This is a genomic window from Bacillus sp. GMa5/1 (assembly GCF_050172015.1).
GTDB classification, from domain to species: Bacteria; Bacillota; Bacilli; order Bacillales; family Bacillaceae_G; genus Bacillus_A; species Bacillus_A cereus.
The window spans coordinates 1-15,255 of the sequence record NZ_JBNLYC010000109.1 but is presented as its reverse complement, the minus strand read 5'-3'; the positions used below and the strand labels follow the sequence as shown (position 1 = coordinate 15,255).

The following is a 15,255-nucleotide window of genomic DNA, read 5'->3' as shown; positions in this document are numbered from 1 at the left end:
ATTACTAATGTTGTTGTATGTATCTAGTAAAAATCATCAATAAAAATGTGAGTTATGTGTAAATACTGAGTAATGTTAACAAATAGCAGCCTAATCTGAATAAAATGTGGATAATTAGAAGGTTAAAATCAACTTGATCATCAAAACAAGTAAAAAATTCCTATTTACGGGGGTTGAATATATATAATGCGTTTGGTATCAAATTCTTTCTGATTTCATGTAGAAATATAGTATTTTCTTTCTGTTTTTTTGTAGAATTAAAAGTCTAATAATCATTGAATCTACGAATACATTTTCTACTATTTATGATTTTTTAGGTTCTAACATGAAATTTCCCCTTGTGGGAGTAGAACTTTCCCCTATTTTTGTTAACCTATAATAGTTTTATCTTTATTTCTTTTTTATATATAAGATATATATTTATAATAGATTTTAATCTTATTAACGACAAACACTGTCTAAAGCATCAATTCAAGTTTCCGTAAGTAGACGAAAAAGGCGCTTTCCTGAACGAAAGCGCCTTACTAAAAATTCTATATTTACTTGTGAAAAAGTTCTAAAACAAATGGAATGATGGTCATATTCGCAATTGATCAAGGGTATTGAATCACCTTATGATTAACGATAAAATCGCCAAATGTATTAAAAAACACAGTATTTACCTACCATAATTAAAATGCTTTGTTTGTTCAATAAGATAATTTGATATATCTATATTGGTGCCATTCCGCAAGAGGAATTCCACTAAATCTTGTTTTTGAAGAACAGGATTAATAACGGCTCCATCTAACTGACTTAGAATCTGAACAATATCATGATGTGAAAACCCTTTGATTGTTTTAAAAAGCTCTGCATCACGTTTCTTTCGTTCAGCGGATTCTTCAGGATACCCAGTATTTAACGGTTCTTCAAATAGTTTCTCAAGCGTAAAGCGAAGATTTAATTCGCCCGCCCAACCGAAGTTCAATCCAAGTGGCAGTGATGCACAGTTTCCATTATTTATCCTACCGAATAAGAACGCATCTGTTGGAGTTGGCAGATAGCCGCTAATGACATTCGGAAGTGTATTACAGGCAATTGACATACCAACACCACTACTACATCCAGTGACGACGAAATCAACTGCACCTGAATTTAATAGTAGACCCACTGCTAAGGACACTTGGATATAGCTTAACTCGGATTCTTCAACTGTAACACCAAAATTGAACACTTCATATCCATGCTCCGCCACAGCCCTTTTTGTCTCTTCAAAAATCAGTTCATTTTTGCTAGTTTGGGTACTTGCTTGTATTACAGCTATCTTCATTTTCACACGCTCTTTCGATTTAATTATCACACAAACCGAAAGTCAAAAGAACATAAAAAAGACAGAAGCAATCTTGCACGTCAGCGATACTAGAAATAGACTTCGCCTTTGGTAGCAAGAATCCCACTGACGTTAGTCAGCTTGTGGATTTATCCGTGGGGAGTGTCAAAACATATATTATTTCTCAACATAACTAAATAAAATTAAATTACTAATAATGGTAATATAAAGGTGGCTTCAGTTGTTAACTGTCATTCCTTTTTGAAAAGCCCTGTCTTTCATAACAGGGCTTTTACATTTTCTCAACTACAAATAGCTTCATAAATAAAACAATAATAAATCTAAAACTCCAATAAGCTTTAAAATTTCACATACGATTTTACATTTCAAAATCCTTTTCTAACGAATTCAAAATTTTTCAGGCATACAGCTATCAATCAATGTTTTTTATTCGTATAGTAAATTCTTTATAAATCCTCAATTCCATTTCACATCAGTATTAAGGTGAAATGAAATTGGAATAAAGAAAAAAAACCTTGCATTCCTACAAAATTGCAAGGTTTTTCGCTAAGTTCCAGTGCAGCCTTTCTATTAACCACCAGTGTTTCCATGTGAATATTTCGTCACTTCTTGTGTTACTATTGAAATTTCTTTTTGAATATTTGCACTCGCTAGATTAAAAATAGGAGTGCTCGTATTTATTTTCGTCTATTCCTTTTCTGGCCAAATTTTCGCGTTTGGTTCTAATAACCACTTGTGGTCTTCCTCCATGATACGATCATTCCATGGGTTATTCTCAAGATGTCGAATCATCCAACAAAAATACATTGCATATCCAGGCGCAGTTGCTTGCGGGTGGTCTAGTTCACCTGGAATTGTAATAAAACTATTATGTACAACGCGATAAGCATCCTCACCTACCATCGCACATCCAAATCCCTGTGGCTTGTTAAAGCGATAATAATATACCTCCGGTTGATCATGGTGATGCGGTGGATAACTGGACCATCTCCCTGGATAAGAAATAACTTCTCCTACAACCATGTTAGAATATGCTGCATTGTTATAGTCAAAAATTGTACGAATAACACGCTGCGCTGTTCCCTCCCATACGCCTTCTCCAGCTACGACACTTTGACACTCATTTGGAGTATATAACTTTGACGCAAATTCTTGGTCATTATCTGTTTTTTGGACAAGCACTTCACTATCTGAAAGAGCAGTAATTGTAACCTTCACATTTTTAGCCACATGTAAACACCAAGGATTTTCTTCAAAAACAGACTGCCTTTGAATAACTTGTTCCATTCCATCCCACTCTAAACGTATTGCCCCTTCTAGTAAAAGTACTGCCGTTTCATTCTTATTATCAAATAACAGCTCTTCTTTTCCATTAGACATCTTATATATGCCTATATCCATTAACATATCACTGCAATGACCATTCATTTCTGTTAATACATTATATCCTTCATTTAATTCACCTAATTTACCTAACATGATGTTCTCCTCCTTTTTTAACGTATTCCCCAAAAGAATTCTCCTTCCTCAAGCGTGTGAAGGGCGTAGCCCTACGATAGGTGGGAGATGACTTTCGGTTGGGCATAGCCAAAAGCTTTTGATAAACTTGCTATATGAAGTTCTTTGATAACTTGATATAGCAGGTTGCAGGAAGAAAATAGAGTGCGAAAACCAAGCCATTCGGTTCCTGCGTAAAATATCAACCGTACCAAAAGAGCATCTAGGGGTGGAACACCCCGAAGTAACGCTCAGGGAGACGAAAGGTTACTTTCGTCGTGGAACTGAGAAGCTCCCACTTCAAGCTTTGCTAAGTGGCGAGTAGTTTACTGGCTACTCTATCATTCTCTACCTTTGTCAGCTAACTAAATTATGAGTTCCTTCTATTATTTAATGAAGAAAGCTTTTCTGGTTGTGCTTTGTTTTCACTTCCGAAAATGAGCATATGATTTTTAACGTTTTCGTATGCGGCCTCAATTACATCTTGATGATACGTAAAGTAATCTGAATAAGGAGTATTTAGGACAGCAGTGTTAACCGTAGAAACTATATTCTGAAACGTCGCTGTTGCTACATTAATTTTTCGAACACCATGTTGAATACATTGCTTGAAATCCTCTGGGCTAATGCCAGACCCACCATGTAATACTAAAGGAATATCGACTATCCCATTAATCTCCTGCAAGCGGTCTAATCGTAAAGCAGGATCTCCATTGTACATACCATGCGCGTTTCCAATTGCAACAGCTAACGCATCTACGTCTGTTTCTTCTGCAAATCGTTTTGCTTCTGTAGTGCTTGTCAGCAACATCTCAATATCTTCTGATCCGTCCTCACTACCACCAACTCTACCAATCTCAGCCTCTACCGTCGCACCGTACTGTTTCGCAAGTTCTACAATTTCTTTTGTCTTTTGTATATTTTCCTCTAACGGATAGTGAGAGCCATCAAACATAACCGAACTAAAACCAATTTCTAACGTCTCTTGAATCTTTTCAAATGTCATACCGTGATCAAAGTGAACTGCTACTGGAACAGTTGCTTTTTTCGCTGCAGCTACCATCAAAGGACCAATCATATGAATTGGCGAATGATTCAAACGAACTTCCGCAATTTGTAGAATAAGCGGCGAATGTAACTCTTCAGCTGCTTTGATAGCTCCCATGACCGTTTCCATATTAGCGACACTAAAAGCACCAACCCCATAATTCTCTTGAGTTGCCTTTATTAAAATATCTTTCATTTGCACTAATGGCATTACACATTCACCTGTTTCAATATTATTTATTAAATGTAGAACCAACCATCTCTTCTTTTTACTCCCTTTGTAAGAAGACCTGTTGATTGCCATATCATTAACTTACAGTTAATCTCAAAATGCGGAAATTAAAGACCTGCTTTTTCATGTATAAATTTCCGGGCTTTTAATGCATATTCAAAAGGATTCGCTAAAGCTGGATCTTGCTCTGCTTCTACCACAAACCACCCCTTATATTCAGAGTTTGCAAGAATAGTAAAAACTTCATCAAATATAATTACACCATCCCCAGGAACTGTAAATGCACCATTCTTCACTGCCTGTAAGAAGCTTAAATCGTTATCCTTTACAGCATCTACTACTTCCTGGCGAATATCTTTTAAATGTACATGTTTAATACGAGGTAAATATTTTTTCAAAACATAAAGCGGTTCTTCTCCTGAAAAAACAAGATGACCTGTATCAAAAAGTAGGGATACAAGCTCTGGATTCGTCATATCCATTAACTTTTCAATTTCTGCCGTTGTTTGAACACCCGTACCCATATGGTGATGGTATACAATATGCAGCCCCTTTTCCTGAGCTAATTTACCGAGATGATGTAACCCATCCGCTAGCTTTTCCCACTCTTCTTCTGTAAAAACAGGCTTATTTTTAAATAGTGGTACATCTATTAAACCTTGAATACTATGCCCTTGCTCTGAAACAACGATGACTTTTGCACCCATGTCATGCAAGAAATCCCTATGCTTAATAAATTCTTCTATCGTCTCTTCAATCGGCTTCGTTGTTAAAAACGTACTAAACCATGCACTAGCAATCTCCAAGTTTCGTAATTCCAAAGATTTTTTTAATACAACTGTATTTCTCGGGTATTTATTCCCTACTTCACTTCCATTAAATCCAGCTAGTGCCATCTCACTAATACATTGTTCAAACGTATTTTCTGCTCCTAGCTCCGGCATATCATCATTTGTCCAAGCAATTGGTGCAATTCCAAGCTTAATTGTATTTTCTTTGAACATCCCCTTGTCTCTCCTCTTTACAAAATGTGATAGAATTTCGCCAAATTCTCTTAACTGGTCATTAAAAAGAGAGCTTCCTAATCAATATGCAAGTAGATAAAAAGCTCTCTTTGTGCCCTAATCTAATAAGACCTTGCCTGTTGCAAGTTACTTACTTTACTCTCGTACGCAGCTTGTACACTTTGACTTTTAGATACTTCTGCAACACCTACATGCCACCATGACTCGTATCCATTTGTCATTGTTTTTGGTAATACTTTAATATCAATTAATGTAGAAATTGTTTGTTTTTTCGCATCTATAAGCGCTTCCCGTAATTGTTTTGGTGATGTAACATGATATGTTTTCACACCATATCCAGCTGCGCTAGCTGCAAAATCAATTTTCATAATTGCCCCGTCTAATTTACAAGTTTCCTGGTTTCGATAGCGAAACTCTGTTCCAAAGCTCCCCATTCCATTGCCCATTTGTAAGTTATTAATGCAACCAAATCCGGAGTTATCAAACAATAAGACGTTAATTTTTTTGTTTTCTTGGAGACTTGTGACAAGCTCAGAATGAAGCATCTGGTAACTCCCATCCCCTACCATTGCATATACTTCCTTCGATGGTTCAGCTATCTTTGCACCTAGTGCGCCCGCAACCTCATAACCCATGCAAGAGTATCCATACTCCATGTGATATGTATTTGGTTTTCTTGATGCCCACATTCTTTGTAAATCACCCGGAAGACTTCCTGCCGCGCCAACAATAATTGCATCTTCATCAATTAATATATTGATTTGTCCAATGACCGTAGTCTGTGTTAATTCTGTACCAAGTGCGTCTACATACTCATTTAAATTCTCATCGAAATGACCTTCAACTTCCGGCGTGAAACCTTGACCTGTAAAGCGAATATTATGTAGACGTGCTAATTCTGTTTCCCAAGCCTCTTTTGCATCAGTGATTTCTACTGTGTAACTAGATTGATACTCAATCGATTGCAGTTCATCTATTAGAGCAAGAAGTGTTTCTTTTGCATCTGCTATAACCTTCAATGCATCGAGCTTGTTCGCATGGAATTCCGAAATGTTGATGTTTAAAAACTCAACCTCTTCATTCTGGAACAATTGCTTAGATGCCGTTGTAAAATCAGTAAATCTCGTTCCAATTCCAATAACAAGGTCCGCTTCCTTTGCAATTGTATTAGCTGCTAAATTTCCCGTTACCCCAATGCCTCCAAGATTATATGGATGATTGCTGTCTATCGCGCTTTTCCCAGCTTGTGTTTCTCCAAATGGAATGTGGAATATCTCAGCAAACTGTTTCAGTTCCTCTGCCGCTTCGGCGTACCTTACACCACCACCACAAATCATAATTGGCTTTTTCTTTCTCTTAATCATTTCAACTGCATCAGCTAAGCTGGCTTTTGTAGGTAGACGACGCTCAATACGGTGAACACGCTTTTGGAAAAAGTAAGTTGGAAAATCCCATGCTTCTCCTTGGACATCTTGTGGTAAACAGATTGTTACAGCTCCTGTATCTGCCGGATTCGTTAAAACACGCATGGCTTGAATCATAGCTGTCATCAATTGTTCAGGACGATTCACCCGGTCCCAATACTTACTTACTGCACGAAAGGCATCATTCGTAGAAATAGATAAGTCATATGTTTGTTCAATTTGTTGAAGAACAGGATCAGGTTGTCTCGTTGCAAATACATCACCTGGAAGTAGTAAAACGGGAATATTATTTGCAGAAGCTGTTGCAGCAGAGGTAATCATATTTGCTGATCCAGGACCAACAGAAGAAGTACATGCCATAATTTGTTTTCTGTGTTTTTGTTTTGCAAACGCCATCGCAGCATTTGCCATTCCTTGCTCATTTCTCCCTTGATATACTTCTAATCCCCCAGCGTCTTCTTCTAAAGCTTGACCTAGGCCTACTACATTTCCATGACCAAAAATCGTAAAGATTCCCTTAACAAACTTTTGTTGCTTTCCATCAAACTCTACATATTGCTGATTTAAAAACTTTACTAATGCTTGCGCCGTCGTCATTCTAACAGTTTGCATATGATTTGCTCCTTTCTATCTCTAACAGTCATTTTGCATATGAAAAAGGAGTATTAGGAATTTGAAAGACTCCTAATACTTCCTTCTTATGTTTTACCACTTGCGTTACTTTCGCTTACAAACAACTAGAAAGAGTCTACTTCTCTCTTCATGATTACTTTTCCCAACGAGATGTAAGCATTTTCTTTCTTGTATAAAACTCAACGCCGTCAGTACCATTCGCATGAAGATCACCATAGAAAGAATCTTTCCAGCCAGAGAACGGGAAGAATGCCATTGGCGCCGGAACCCCAACATTCACACCTAACATACCTGATTCAATTGTTTCACGGAATTGACGTACACTTGCCCCGCTATCGGTATAAATGCAAGCTCCATTTGCAAAACGAGACTCATTGGCAATTTCAATCGCTTCATCCAATGATTTCACACGAACAATAGATAAAACAGGAGCAAAAATCTCATCTTGCCAGATTTTCATTTCTTTTGTAACATGGTCAAAAATTGTTGGGCCAACGAAGTAGCCAGCTCCTTTTACAGCCGTATCTTCGCGTCCATCACGAACTAATGTAGCGCCCTGTTCTACACCTGAATCGATGTAACCAATTGTACGCTCTTTATGGTTATCACGAATAACTGGTCCTAAAAATACATCTTCATCAAGACCATTTCCGATGACAATTTTATTTGCTTCTTCTACGAGTCTTTCAACTAATTGATCTGCAATTTCTTCTTCTACTGTTACAACAGAAGCAGCCATACAACGCTCACCAGCTGAACCAAATGCAGCACTAATAATTTGCTTTGTTGCTAGTTCAAGATTCGCATCATTTAATACAATGGAATGGTTTTTCGCACCTGCTAATGCTTGCACGCGTTTTAAGTTTTCTGTTCCTTTTTTGTATACATATTCTGCCACAGGCTGAGAACCTACAAATGAAATTGCCTTCACTAATTTATGTTCCAGAAGACCGTTTACTACATCGTGAGCGCCATTTACGATATTTAATACACCTTTTGGTAAGCCTGCTTCTTCAGCTAATTCTGCTAATCTTGCTGCTAGAAGTGGTGTACGCTCTGAAGGTTTTAATACAAATGTATTACCACAAGCAATTGCAAGTGGGAACATCCAGCACGGAACCATCATTGGGAAGTTAAAAGGTGTAATCCCGCCTATAACACCAATTGGGTAACGATACATGCCAGACTCAATACCTGTTGCAATATCAGGAAGCTGTTTTCCCATCATTAATGTCGGAGCGCCTGCAGCAAACTCCACGCACTCAATACCACGAAGAACTTCACCGTAAGCCTCGTTATAGCTTTTTCCGTTTTCAATCGTAATTAGTTTCGCTAACTCTTCCCAGTTATCTACTAGTAATTGTTGATATTTAAATAGAATACGAGCGCGTTTTGGTACAGCAGTTTTAGACCAAGATTTGAACGCTTCGTTTGCTGCTAATACAGCTTGTTCAACATCTACTTTTGTTGAAAGTGGTACTTGAGCAATTACTTCTCCTGTTGCAGGATTATATACAGCTTCCATCTTAGTTGAAATGGATTCTACCCATTCGCCGCCAATGTAGTTTTTTACAATTTGTGCTGTTTGTACTGTCATATTCATTCTCTCCCTTTTATGTAATGTAGAAGCGTCCAATAGGATACGCCCTTGCTTAATTAATGGTTTATGATGTTTCTATACAATTTCCTCAGCCGTTTCCATGAATGCAGAAATCTCTGCCCTTGTTGGCATTGCATCAGAACAGCTATGTTTAGAAATAACAATCGAAGCAGAAGCTCCACCTAATCGCATCGCTTGAGGAATCTCAAGCCCTTGCATTAAGCCGTAAATAAACGCAGAAGCATACGAGTCGCCCGCGCCAAACGTCTTTAATACCTTTGTTTTAAAGATACCGCCTCTGTGAGATTGACCGTCTCTCGTATAAGCGATTGACCCATCCCCGCCATGTTTAATTACAACGATTTTCGCATGATGAGAAAACCATCTTTCAGCCGTAACTTGGTCATTAGATTGTTCATAGTTTAATAGTTTTTCCATCATATCGAATTCTTCACGCGTTCCAATAATGACATCAGATTTTTCAGCTGCTAGATTGTAATACACAGCTGTTTCAGCTTCTGACTGCCATGTATAAGGGCGGTAATCCACATCAAAAAATACGACTACATCATGCTTACGCGCATATTCTAGCGCTAAAAATACCGCTTCGCGAGAAGGACTTTTCGCTAAAGCCGTTCCTGAAATTAAGAGAGCTTTTGATTGTTTAATATAGTCCTCAGAAACTTCTGTTGGATCAAGATTTAAATCTGCAACATTGTCGCGGTACATTAAAATACTGCAATCTTCAGGGCTTTTAATTTCTGTAAAAGCTAGACCTGTCACCGCACCTGTACGATCGATACGTATCCGATCTGTATTAATATTGTTATCCTTTAAGTATCCTGTAATAAAGCGGCCCATTTGATCATCGGAAACTTTACCGATAAATCCTGTCTGTAAGCCAAGACGCGCCGCACCAATTGCGATATTCGCAGGAGAACCTCCCACATACTTAGTAAATGTTCTTGTTTCTTCCATAGGACGTTGTGTTTCGTTGGCATTTAAATCAACGCATAAACGTCCAACTGCAATTAGGTCTAATGGACAATCTTCTTTAAAAATAAGTGGATTCATTGTTTCTACCTCCCATGCTTTATGAAAGAGTGAATGACATAGTTCATATTTTTATAAACTTACTATTCATTACTCTTTATCTATCTAGAAGTAAGCGCTCTCTTTATTGATTTAATGCAGGCTGTTTATGTTCAATTTGAACAGGTTTTCCAGTTAGTAATGATTCCTTCGCAGCTTTCGCAATTCGTTCTGCTTGTAACCCATCATTACCACTGCAAATAACAGCTTGTTCTTCTATAATTGACTTTGTAAATTGTATTACTTCTTCAATGTAAGCTTGCGTGTAGCGCTCTAAGAAGAAATAAAGCGGCTTGTCTTTTACAACACCTTCTGTTTTTGAAACTTGTACTGTTGTCGGACAGCAATTATCCGCAGCAACCGCGCCTTTTTCACCAAACACTTCAACACGCTGGTCATATCCATAAACAGCTTGGCGGCTATTATCAATTACCCCCAAAGCTCCATTCGCAAATTTTAATGTGACAATTGCTGTATCAACATCATTTACTTCCTGAATGGATGGATCAATTAATGTTGTGCCATATGCAAATACTTCAACGACTTCACTATTCATCACATAACGAGCCATATCAAAATCATGAATCATCATATCCATAAACAATCCACCTGAAGAGCGAACATACTCTATACTTGGTGGTTGTGGATCTCTAGACGTAATTTTTAAAATATGTGGGTGTCCCACTTCTCCTTGTTGAATAAGATCATAGACTTTCCTGAAGTTAGGATCGAAACGACGATTAAAACCTACTTGAAGAGATACCCCTTGTTCTTTTACTACTTCTAATGCATCTAATGTTTCTTCTACTGAGAAACTAACAGGCTTTTCGCAGAAAATATGTTTTTTCGCAAGAGCCGCTTCTTTTATAATTTGCGCATGTGTATTTGTTGGTGAACAAATAAAGACAGCATCAATTTCTGGATCTGCTAATAAATCCTGATAGTTTGTAGTCAGAGTGGAAATCCCTTTATCCTCGGCCCACTTTTCTAGATGACTAATCACAACATCTGAAACCGCTTTAATTTTCACTTGTGGCATCAGCTGCAAGTTATCTACATGCAGTTTCCCTATTCGTCCAGCACCAATAATTCCAATCGTTAAAACATTCATATGATTTCTCCCTCTTTATTTAAATTTAAGAAACAAAATGGAAGTCTATAAGGTTTAGCACACCAAATTAAGTTAAGCGCTTTCCCTATTTTTCTTCATTATACACACTTGATTCTAAATTGAAAACATTTTTATTTTTTTGAATACTCTTCTTTTCATCCGAATTTCAAATTTCGTAAGTAAACGTACTACGTCCATATACAAATTAATAATTAGAAACAAATAATCTAAACAACTACAAAAATAATCTTTTAAAATACTGATATAACAAAGGAAACGAAGCCCTTTAAAGGCCAAACTCCCATCTATAAGGTATTCCTTTCTTTTCATACTCACTATTATTTTATTGTCCGATAAGTAAATAGAATGCCCCTATAAAAGAAAGTTGTAAATTGTCAAAAAATTTCATTGACGGTCTTAAAATGTAAGCGTATACTTTTTTTATCAAAAATAATTAAGCGCTTAACCAAAAAAATAACTTATCGGTGGTGGGAGAATGAACGCTATTAGTTCAAGCAAAACATTTATGGACAGGATTGGTATCCCTTCTAATTTAACTTGGGGATACATAGGAATTATTGTTTTTATGATTGGGGATGGTTTAGAACAAGGATGGTTATCCCCTTATCTCGTTGAGAGAGGCCTAACGCTAGAACATGCTGCATTTTTATTTACTATTTACGGTATTACTGTATCTGCTTCTTCTTGGTTTTCAGGGGTATTTGTACAAATGTGGGGACCAAGAAAAGTAATGACATTTGGTTTAGTATCATTTATTTTAGGATCAATCGGTTTCATCGGTATAGGAATTCAACATATGAATTATCCTGTAATATTACTTTGCTATGCCCTACGAGGGTTTGGTTATCCCTTATTTGCTTATTCTTTCCTAGTTTGGGTATCTTACAGTACACCTCAACAAATGCTTTCAAGAGCAGTTGGCTGGTTCTGGTTCGTATTCCAGCTTGGACTTAGTGTTATCGGAGCCTTCTATTCTAGCTATATGGTTCCTAAAATCGGGGAAATCGCTACTTTATGGAGTGCTTTAATTTTTGTTGTCGTCGGGGGATTGTTCTCAATTGTTGTAAATAAGGACAGATTTAAAGCACAAACCGTAAGCGCTAACAAATCAAGCGAATTACTAAAAGGCATTACCATCGCATTTGAAAATCCTAAAGTTGGTATAGGTGGTATTGTTAAAATTATAAACTCGGCCGCTCAGTTTGGATTTGTTGTTTTCCTGCCTACTTATATGATGAAATATAATTTTACGATGACTGAATGGCTTCAAATTTGGGGTACTCTATTCTTTGTAAATATGGTGTTTAATATTATTTTTGGTATTGTTGGAGACAAGTTTGGCTGGGTAAATACGATTAAATGGTTCGGAGGAGTCGGTTGCGGAATTGTAACTCTTGCACTCTATTATGTACCACAAATGGTAGGGCATAATTATTGGGCTATATTATTCGTTGCATGTTGCTACGGAGCAACACTTGCCGGTTATGTACCTCTTACAGCATTGGTTCCATCTTTATCTCCTGAAAATAAAGGAGCGGCAATGTCTGTCTTAAATTTAGGTTCAGGATTATCAGCATTTGTTGGACCATTAGTAGTAACTGCTTTCATCGGTCCATTAGGTGTAGGCGGCGTGATGTGGATCTTTGCTGGTTTGTATTTCTTTGGTGCATTTTTAACTCATTTCCTTACTATTCCAAAGGAAGATGGGATGGAGCAGGATTTAAATACGAAAAGCAGTGAGCAATTCTCTGTATAAATCCTCTATATAATAGAAGGTCATCATAACTGTATATGGTTAAGATGACCTTCTTTTTGTTACATTCAAGTAGGATATCAAAAACGCTAACATGTAATATCCTTTACTGATAATCGCTCTACTAATTGAGGAATAATAGTAATTTTTTGCTTAGCATGTTCCTTCATTTCCATCGTTTTTAAGAGTTGTTCAAACGTACAAGCTGCCATTTGTGTAATTGGCTGTTCAATTGTCGTTAACCCAGGATCTGCTATCTCAGCATAAATTGTATTATCAAATCCGATTATTGATAAATCTTCCGGAATTGAAAGTCCTTGTTTTCTTGCTTCATTCATAAGGCATATCGCAATTAAATCTGTACAAGCAAAAACCGCTGTAGGCCTATTAGGCAAGCTAAGTAATTCTTTACTTGCACGTTTGCTATCTTCCACAGTCGAATAGCAGCTAATTATTGCATCATCATCTAATGAGATATCTGAATCTGTAAGAGCCTGCTTAAAGCCATTCAGCCTTCCTAAGCTACTTTTTCTATCCTTCTCCATCATAATCGTTAAAGATGTATGGCCCTTCTGCGTTAGATAATTCCCAGCTAAATAGCCGCCCCTCATATCATCAGTTGTCACAACATGAGTCGTGATGGAAGGATGATCTACGGTAAATAATACAAGTGGCAAATCTCGGTTCACGATTTTTTTAACTAGTTTATAATCATTTAGTTCCGTTGCAATAATAATGCCATCTACTTGCTTTTTAAATAATAAATCAATGTATTCGTGCTCACGTTTTGTTTGATGGTCCGTACTACATAAAATGAGTGTATACCCTGATTCTCGTGCACTATTTTCAAAAGCTCTTGCTACTTCTGCAAAAAATGGATTTGAGATATCTGGGACAAGTACCCCAATCGTATATGTTTTTTTACCTGTTAACGCTGCTGCTACACTACTCGGCTGGTAATCTAATTCATCCATTACCTGATTTACTTTGTTTATTGTTTTTTCACTAATACGCCCAGTTTGATTAATTACCTTGGATACAGTCGCTATTGATACACCTGCTTTTTCCGCAACATCATAAATTGTTGGTTTCACTTTAATTGTCCCTTCTTAATCATCTTTTTCTATATTTTATCATAAATAGATTTTACTTCTTGGTACACAAATAGAATTCTTTTAAAATTTGTAAGTATTTCTATCTTATAGCGTAACGCTTCATATTTACGAATTAATCTACCTTTATGAAACACCTGTAGAAAAATTAGACCAATTTACTTAATAGACATTTAATATCCACATGCAAAGCTCATTACAACCAGATCACGCAGTAATACTTATGGTTCTTTCTCCTATTTACACCACCTCATGGTAATCTTCACTTCTTTATTGTAATTCCTAATATTAAGATGTAAAATAACATTATCTTATATGCGCTTAAGATAGATCGGAATAAGAAAAGGAACCCTTATGGGTTCCTTTTTCTATGCAAAATAAAAAATCATCCCATTTAGATGCTCTCTGCACTTATTCTTTCTATATAACACTAATTCCTATTGCCCTAAGGATACCTCATACAATACATACTAACCCTACTCATATATAAAACTCTAGTAACCCAAAATGTCCAAGTATCATACATAGAATTAAGCCTATAGGATATACAAAGACTTCTTTCCAATTTATCCATTCATATAGGGGAGATAGTTATACGATGATTAAAACTCCTAATACAATTAAAACAACACACTTTCTTCAAATTCAATCCTTTTTGCTTATCCTTTTATTGTCTCGATAATTGAAACCATTCATTTCCCCTAGAGCTGAGCAGTTAGTTCATTCTAACTGCTCTTTTTATTTTTTATCGTCACCCTTCCATTGTACCTCCATATGTTGTATAGAAATATCTCCTTCTAAATTGTCATTGATGCCTCTTTCAAGTCCTAATACACACCTTAAAAAGAGCACTTTTAAAAAGTGCTCTTTTTACTTTGCATGTCACTCATCCTACAATGAATTAAGATTTTAACCTACGAATAATTTATGTAATTATTTCCAATACTAAGAGTAGATTGGTAACAGCCAATCTGTATCCATAATGAATCTCTAATTTTCTTGAAATCTCCCTGGGCAAGGCGGCTATTTTTAATAGCCGTCTTTCTTGTATAAATTATAAATATTTGCACATACTATTAGGGGAATGGTTGAATCATTGTCATTGAAAATGTTCAGCACTTCCGCTCCTTAAGAGAACAGTCTACGCAACTGTTCTCTTTCCTATTTCCTTTTTTCACGCATATAATCTGACAAGCATTATTAACTCTAACTCCCCTACAATCAATCGCATTGCAACATTCTCAATATTTCCTCAACAAATTCACAATATTTTTCATGGACAACAGCACACTTTCTCAACAGTTTTAATATCTTAATATTAAATACTGAAAGGAGATGTTGAAAAATGACTTGGTTCATTATTTTAGGGTTTATGCTT

General features: G+C 36.5%; 10 protein-coding genes. 1 reads left to right on the top strand and 9 read right to left on the bottom strand.

Features of this window, described 5'->3' with window-relative positions; all coding sequences use genetic code 11:
- Positions 1-658 precede the first annotated feature (658 nt).
- The 8 genes from ACQGSG_RS20550 to iolG form a co-directional block, all read right to left on the bottom strand.
- Entirely contained in the window at positions 659-1,309 is a 651-nt protein-coding gene (locus ACQGSG_RS20550) for an RpiB/LacA/LacB family sugar-phosphate isomerase (RefSeq protein ID WP_353769526.1), read from the bottom strand.
- Positions 1,310-2,017: 708 nt separating this feature from the next.
- Positions 2,018-2,809 carry a 5-deoxy-glucuronate isomerase gene (locus ACQGSG_RS20545; protein WP_097826101.1) on the bottom strand — a complete coding sequence of 264 codons (792 nt, stop codon included), beginning with the start codon at positions 2,807-2,809 and terminating at the stop codon, positions 2,018-2,020.
- A 388-nt stretch (positions 2,810-3,197) separates the two neighbouring features.
- The gene (locus tag ACQGSG_RS20540; protein WP_426947929.1) at positions 3,198-4,085 is read right to left on the bottom strand and encodes a class II fructose-bisphosphate aldolase; all 888 of its coding nucleotides are present in this window, start codon (positions 4,083-4,085) and stop codon (positions 3,198-3,200) included.
- Between the two features lie 128 nt (positions 4,086-4,213).
- Positions 4,214-5,110 (bottom strand): myo-inosose-2 dehydratase, encoded by an 897-nt coding sequence (gene iolE, locus ACQGSG_RS20535; RefSeq protein ID WP_426947927.1) that lies wholly within the window; start codon positions 5,108-5,110, stop codon positions 4,214-4,216.
- A 122-nt stretch (positions 5,111-5,232) separates the two neighbouring features.
- Positions 5,233-7,167: a 3D-(3,5/4)-trihydroxycyclohexane-1,2-dione acylhydrolase (decyclizing) gene (iolD, locus tag ACQGSG_RS20530; RefSeq protein WP_426947926.1), complete on the bottom strand. Its 1,935-nt coding sequence runs from the start codon at positions 7,165-7,167 to the stop codon at positions 5,233-5,235.
- A 154-nt stretch (positions 7,168-7,321) separates the two neighbouring features.
- A complete protein-coding gene (locus tag ACQGSG_RS20525) occupies positions 7,322-8,785 on the bottom strand; it encodes a CoA-acylating methylmalonate-semialdehyde dehydrogenase (protein ID WP_000218125.1) in 1,464 nt (487 codons plus the stop codon).
- A 78-nt stretch (positions 8,786-8,863) separates the two neighbouring features.
- The gene (iolC, locus tag ACQGSG_RS20520) at positions 8,864-9,862 is read right to left on the bottom strand and encodes a 5-dehydro-2-deoxygluconokinase (protein WP_098670947.1); all 999 of its coding nucleotides are present in this window, start codon (positions 9,860-9,862) and stop codon (positions 8,864-8,866) included.
- 103 nt (positions 9,863-9,965) lie between these two features.
- Positions 9,966-10,991, bottom strand: a complete 1,026-nt coding sequence (gene iolG, locus ACQGSG_RS20515; protein ID WP_426947923.1) for an inositol 2-dehydrogenase — start codon at positions 10,989-10,991, stop codon at positions 9,966-9,968.
- A 496-nt stretch (positions 10,992-11,487) separates the two neighbouring features.
- On the opposite strand from iolG, the gene ACQGSG_RS20510 reads away from it, so the two are divergent.
- A complete protein-coding gene (locus ACQGSG_RS20510; protein WP_000991772.1) occupies positions 11,488-12,768 on the top strand; it encodes an MFS transporter in 1,281 nt (426 codons plus the stop codon).
- Positions 12,769-12,854: 86 nt separating this feature from the next.
- Here the strand turns inward: ACQGSG_RS20510 and ACQGSG_RS20505 are convergent, their stop codons facing one another.
- Entirely contained in the window at positions 12,855-13,859 is a 1,005-nt protein-coding gene (locus ACQGSG_RS20505) for a LacI family DNA-binding transcriptional regulator (RefSeq protein WP_426947921.1), read from the bottom strand.
- Positions 13,860-15,255: the final 1,396 nt, after the last annotated feature.

Coding starts and splice junctions, on each gene's coding strand:
- ACQGSG_RS20540 (WP_426947929.1), bottom strand. CDS start 4,085: ATGCCATTAGTGCAAATGAAAGATATTTTAATAAAGGCAACTCAAGAG.
- ACQGSG_RS20525 (WP_000218125.1), bottom strand. CDS start 8,785: ATGACAGTACAAACAGCACAAATTGTAAAAAACTACATTGGCGGCGAA.
- ACQGSG_RS20545 (WP_097826101.1), bottom strand. CDS start 2,809: ATGTTAGGTAAATTAGGTGAATTAAATGAAGGATATAATGTATTAACA.
- ACQGSG_RS20550 (WP_353769526.1), bottom strand. CDS start 1,309: ATGAAGATAGCTGTAATACAAGCAAGTACCCAAACTAGCAAAAATGAA.
- iolC (WP_098670947.1), bottom strand. CDS start 9,862: ATGAATCCACTTATTTTTAAAGAAGATTGTCCATTAGACCTAATTGCA.
- iolD (WP_426947926.1), bottom strand. CDS start 7,167: ATGCAAACTGTTAGAATGACGACGGCGCAAGCATTAGTAAAGTTTTTA.
- iolE (WP_426947927.1), bottom strand. CDS start 5,110: ATGTTCAAAGAAAATACAATTAAGCTTGGAATTGCACCAATTGCTTGG.
- ACQGSG_RS20510 (WP_000991772.1), top strand. CDS start 11,488: ATGAACGCTATTAGTTCAAGCAAAACATTTATGGACAGGATTGGTATC.
- iolG (WP_426947923.1), bottom strand. CDS start 10,991: ATGAATGTTTTAACGATTGGAATTATTGGTGCTGGACGAATAGGGAAA.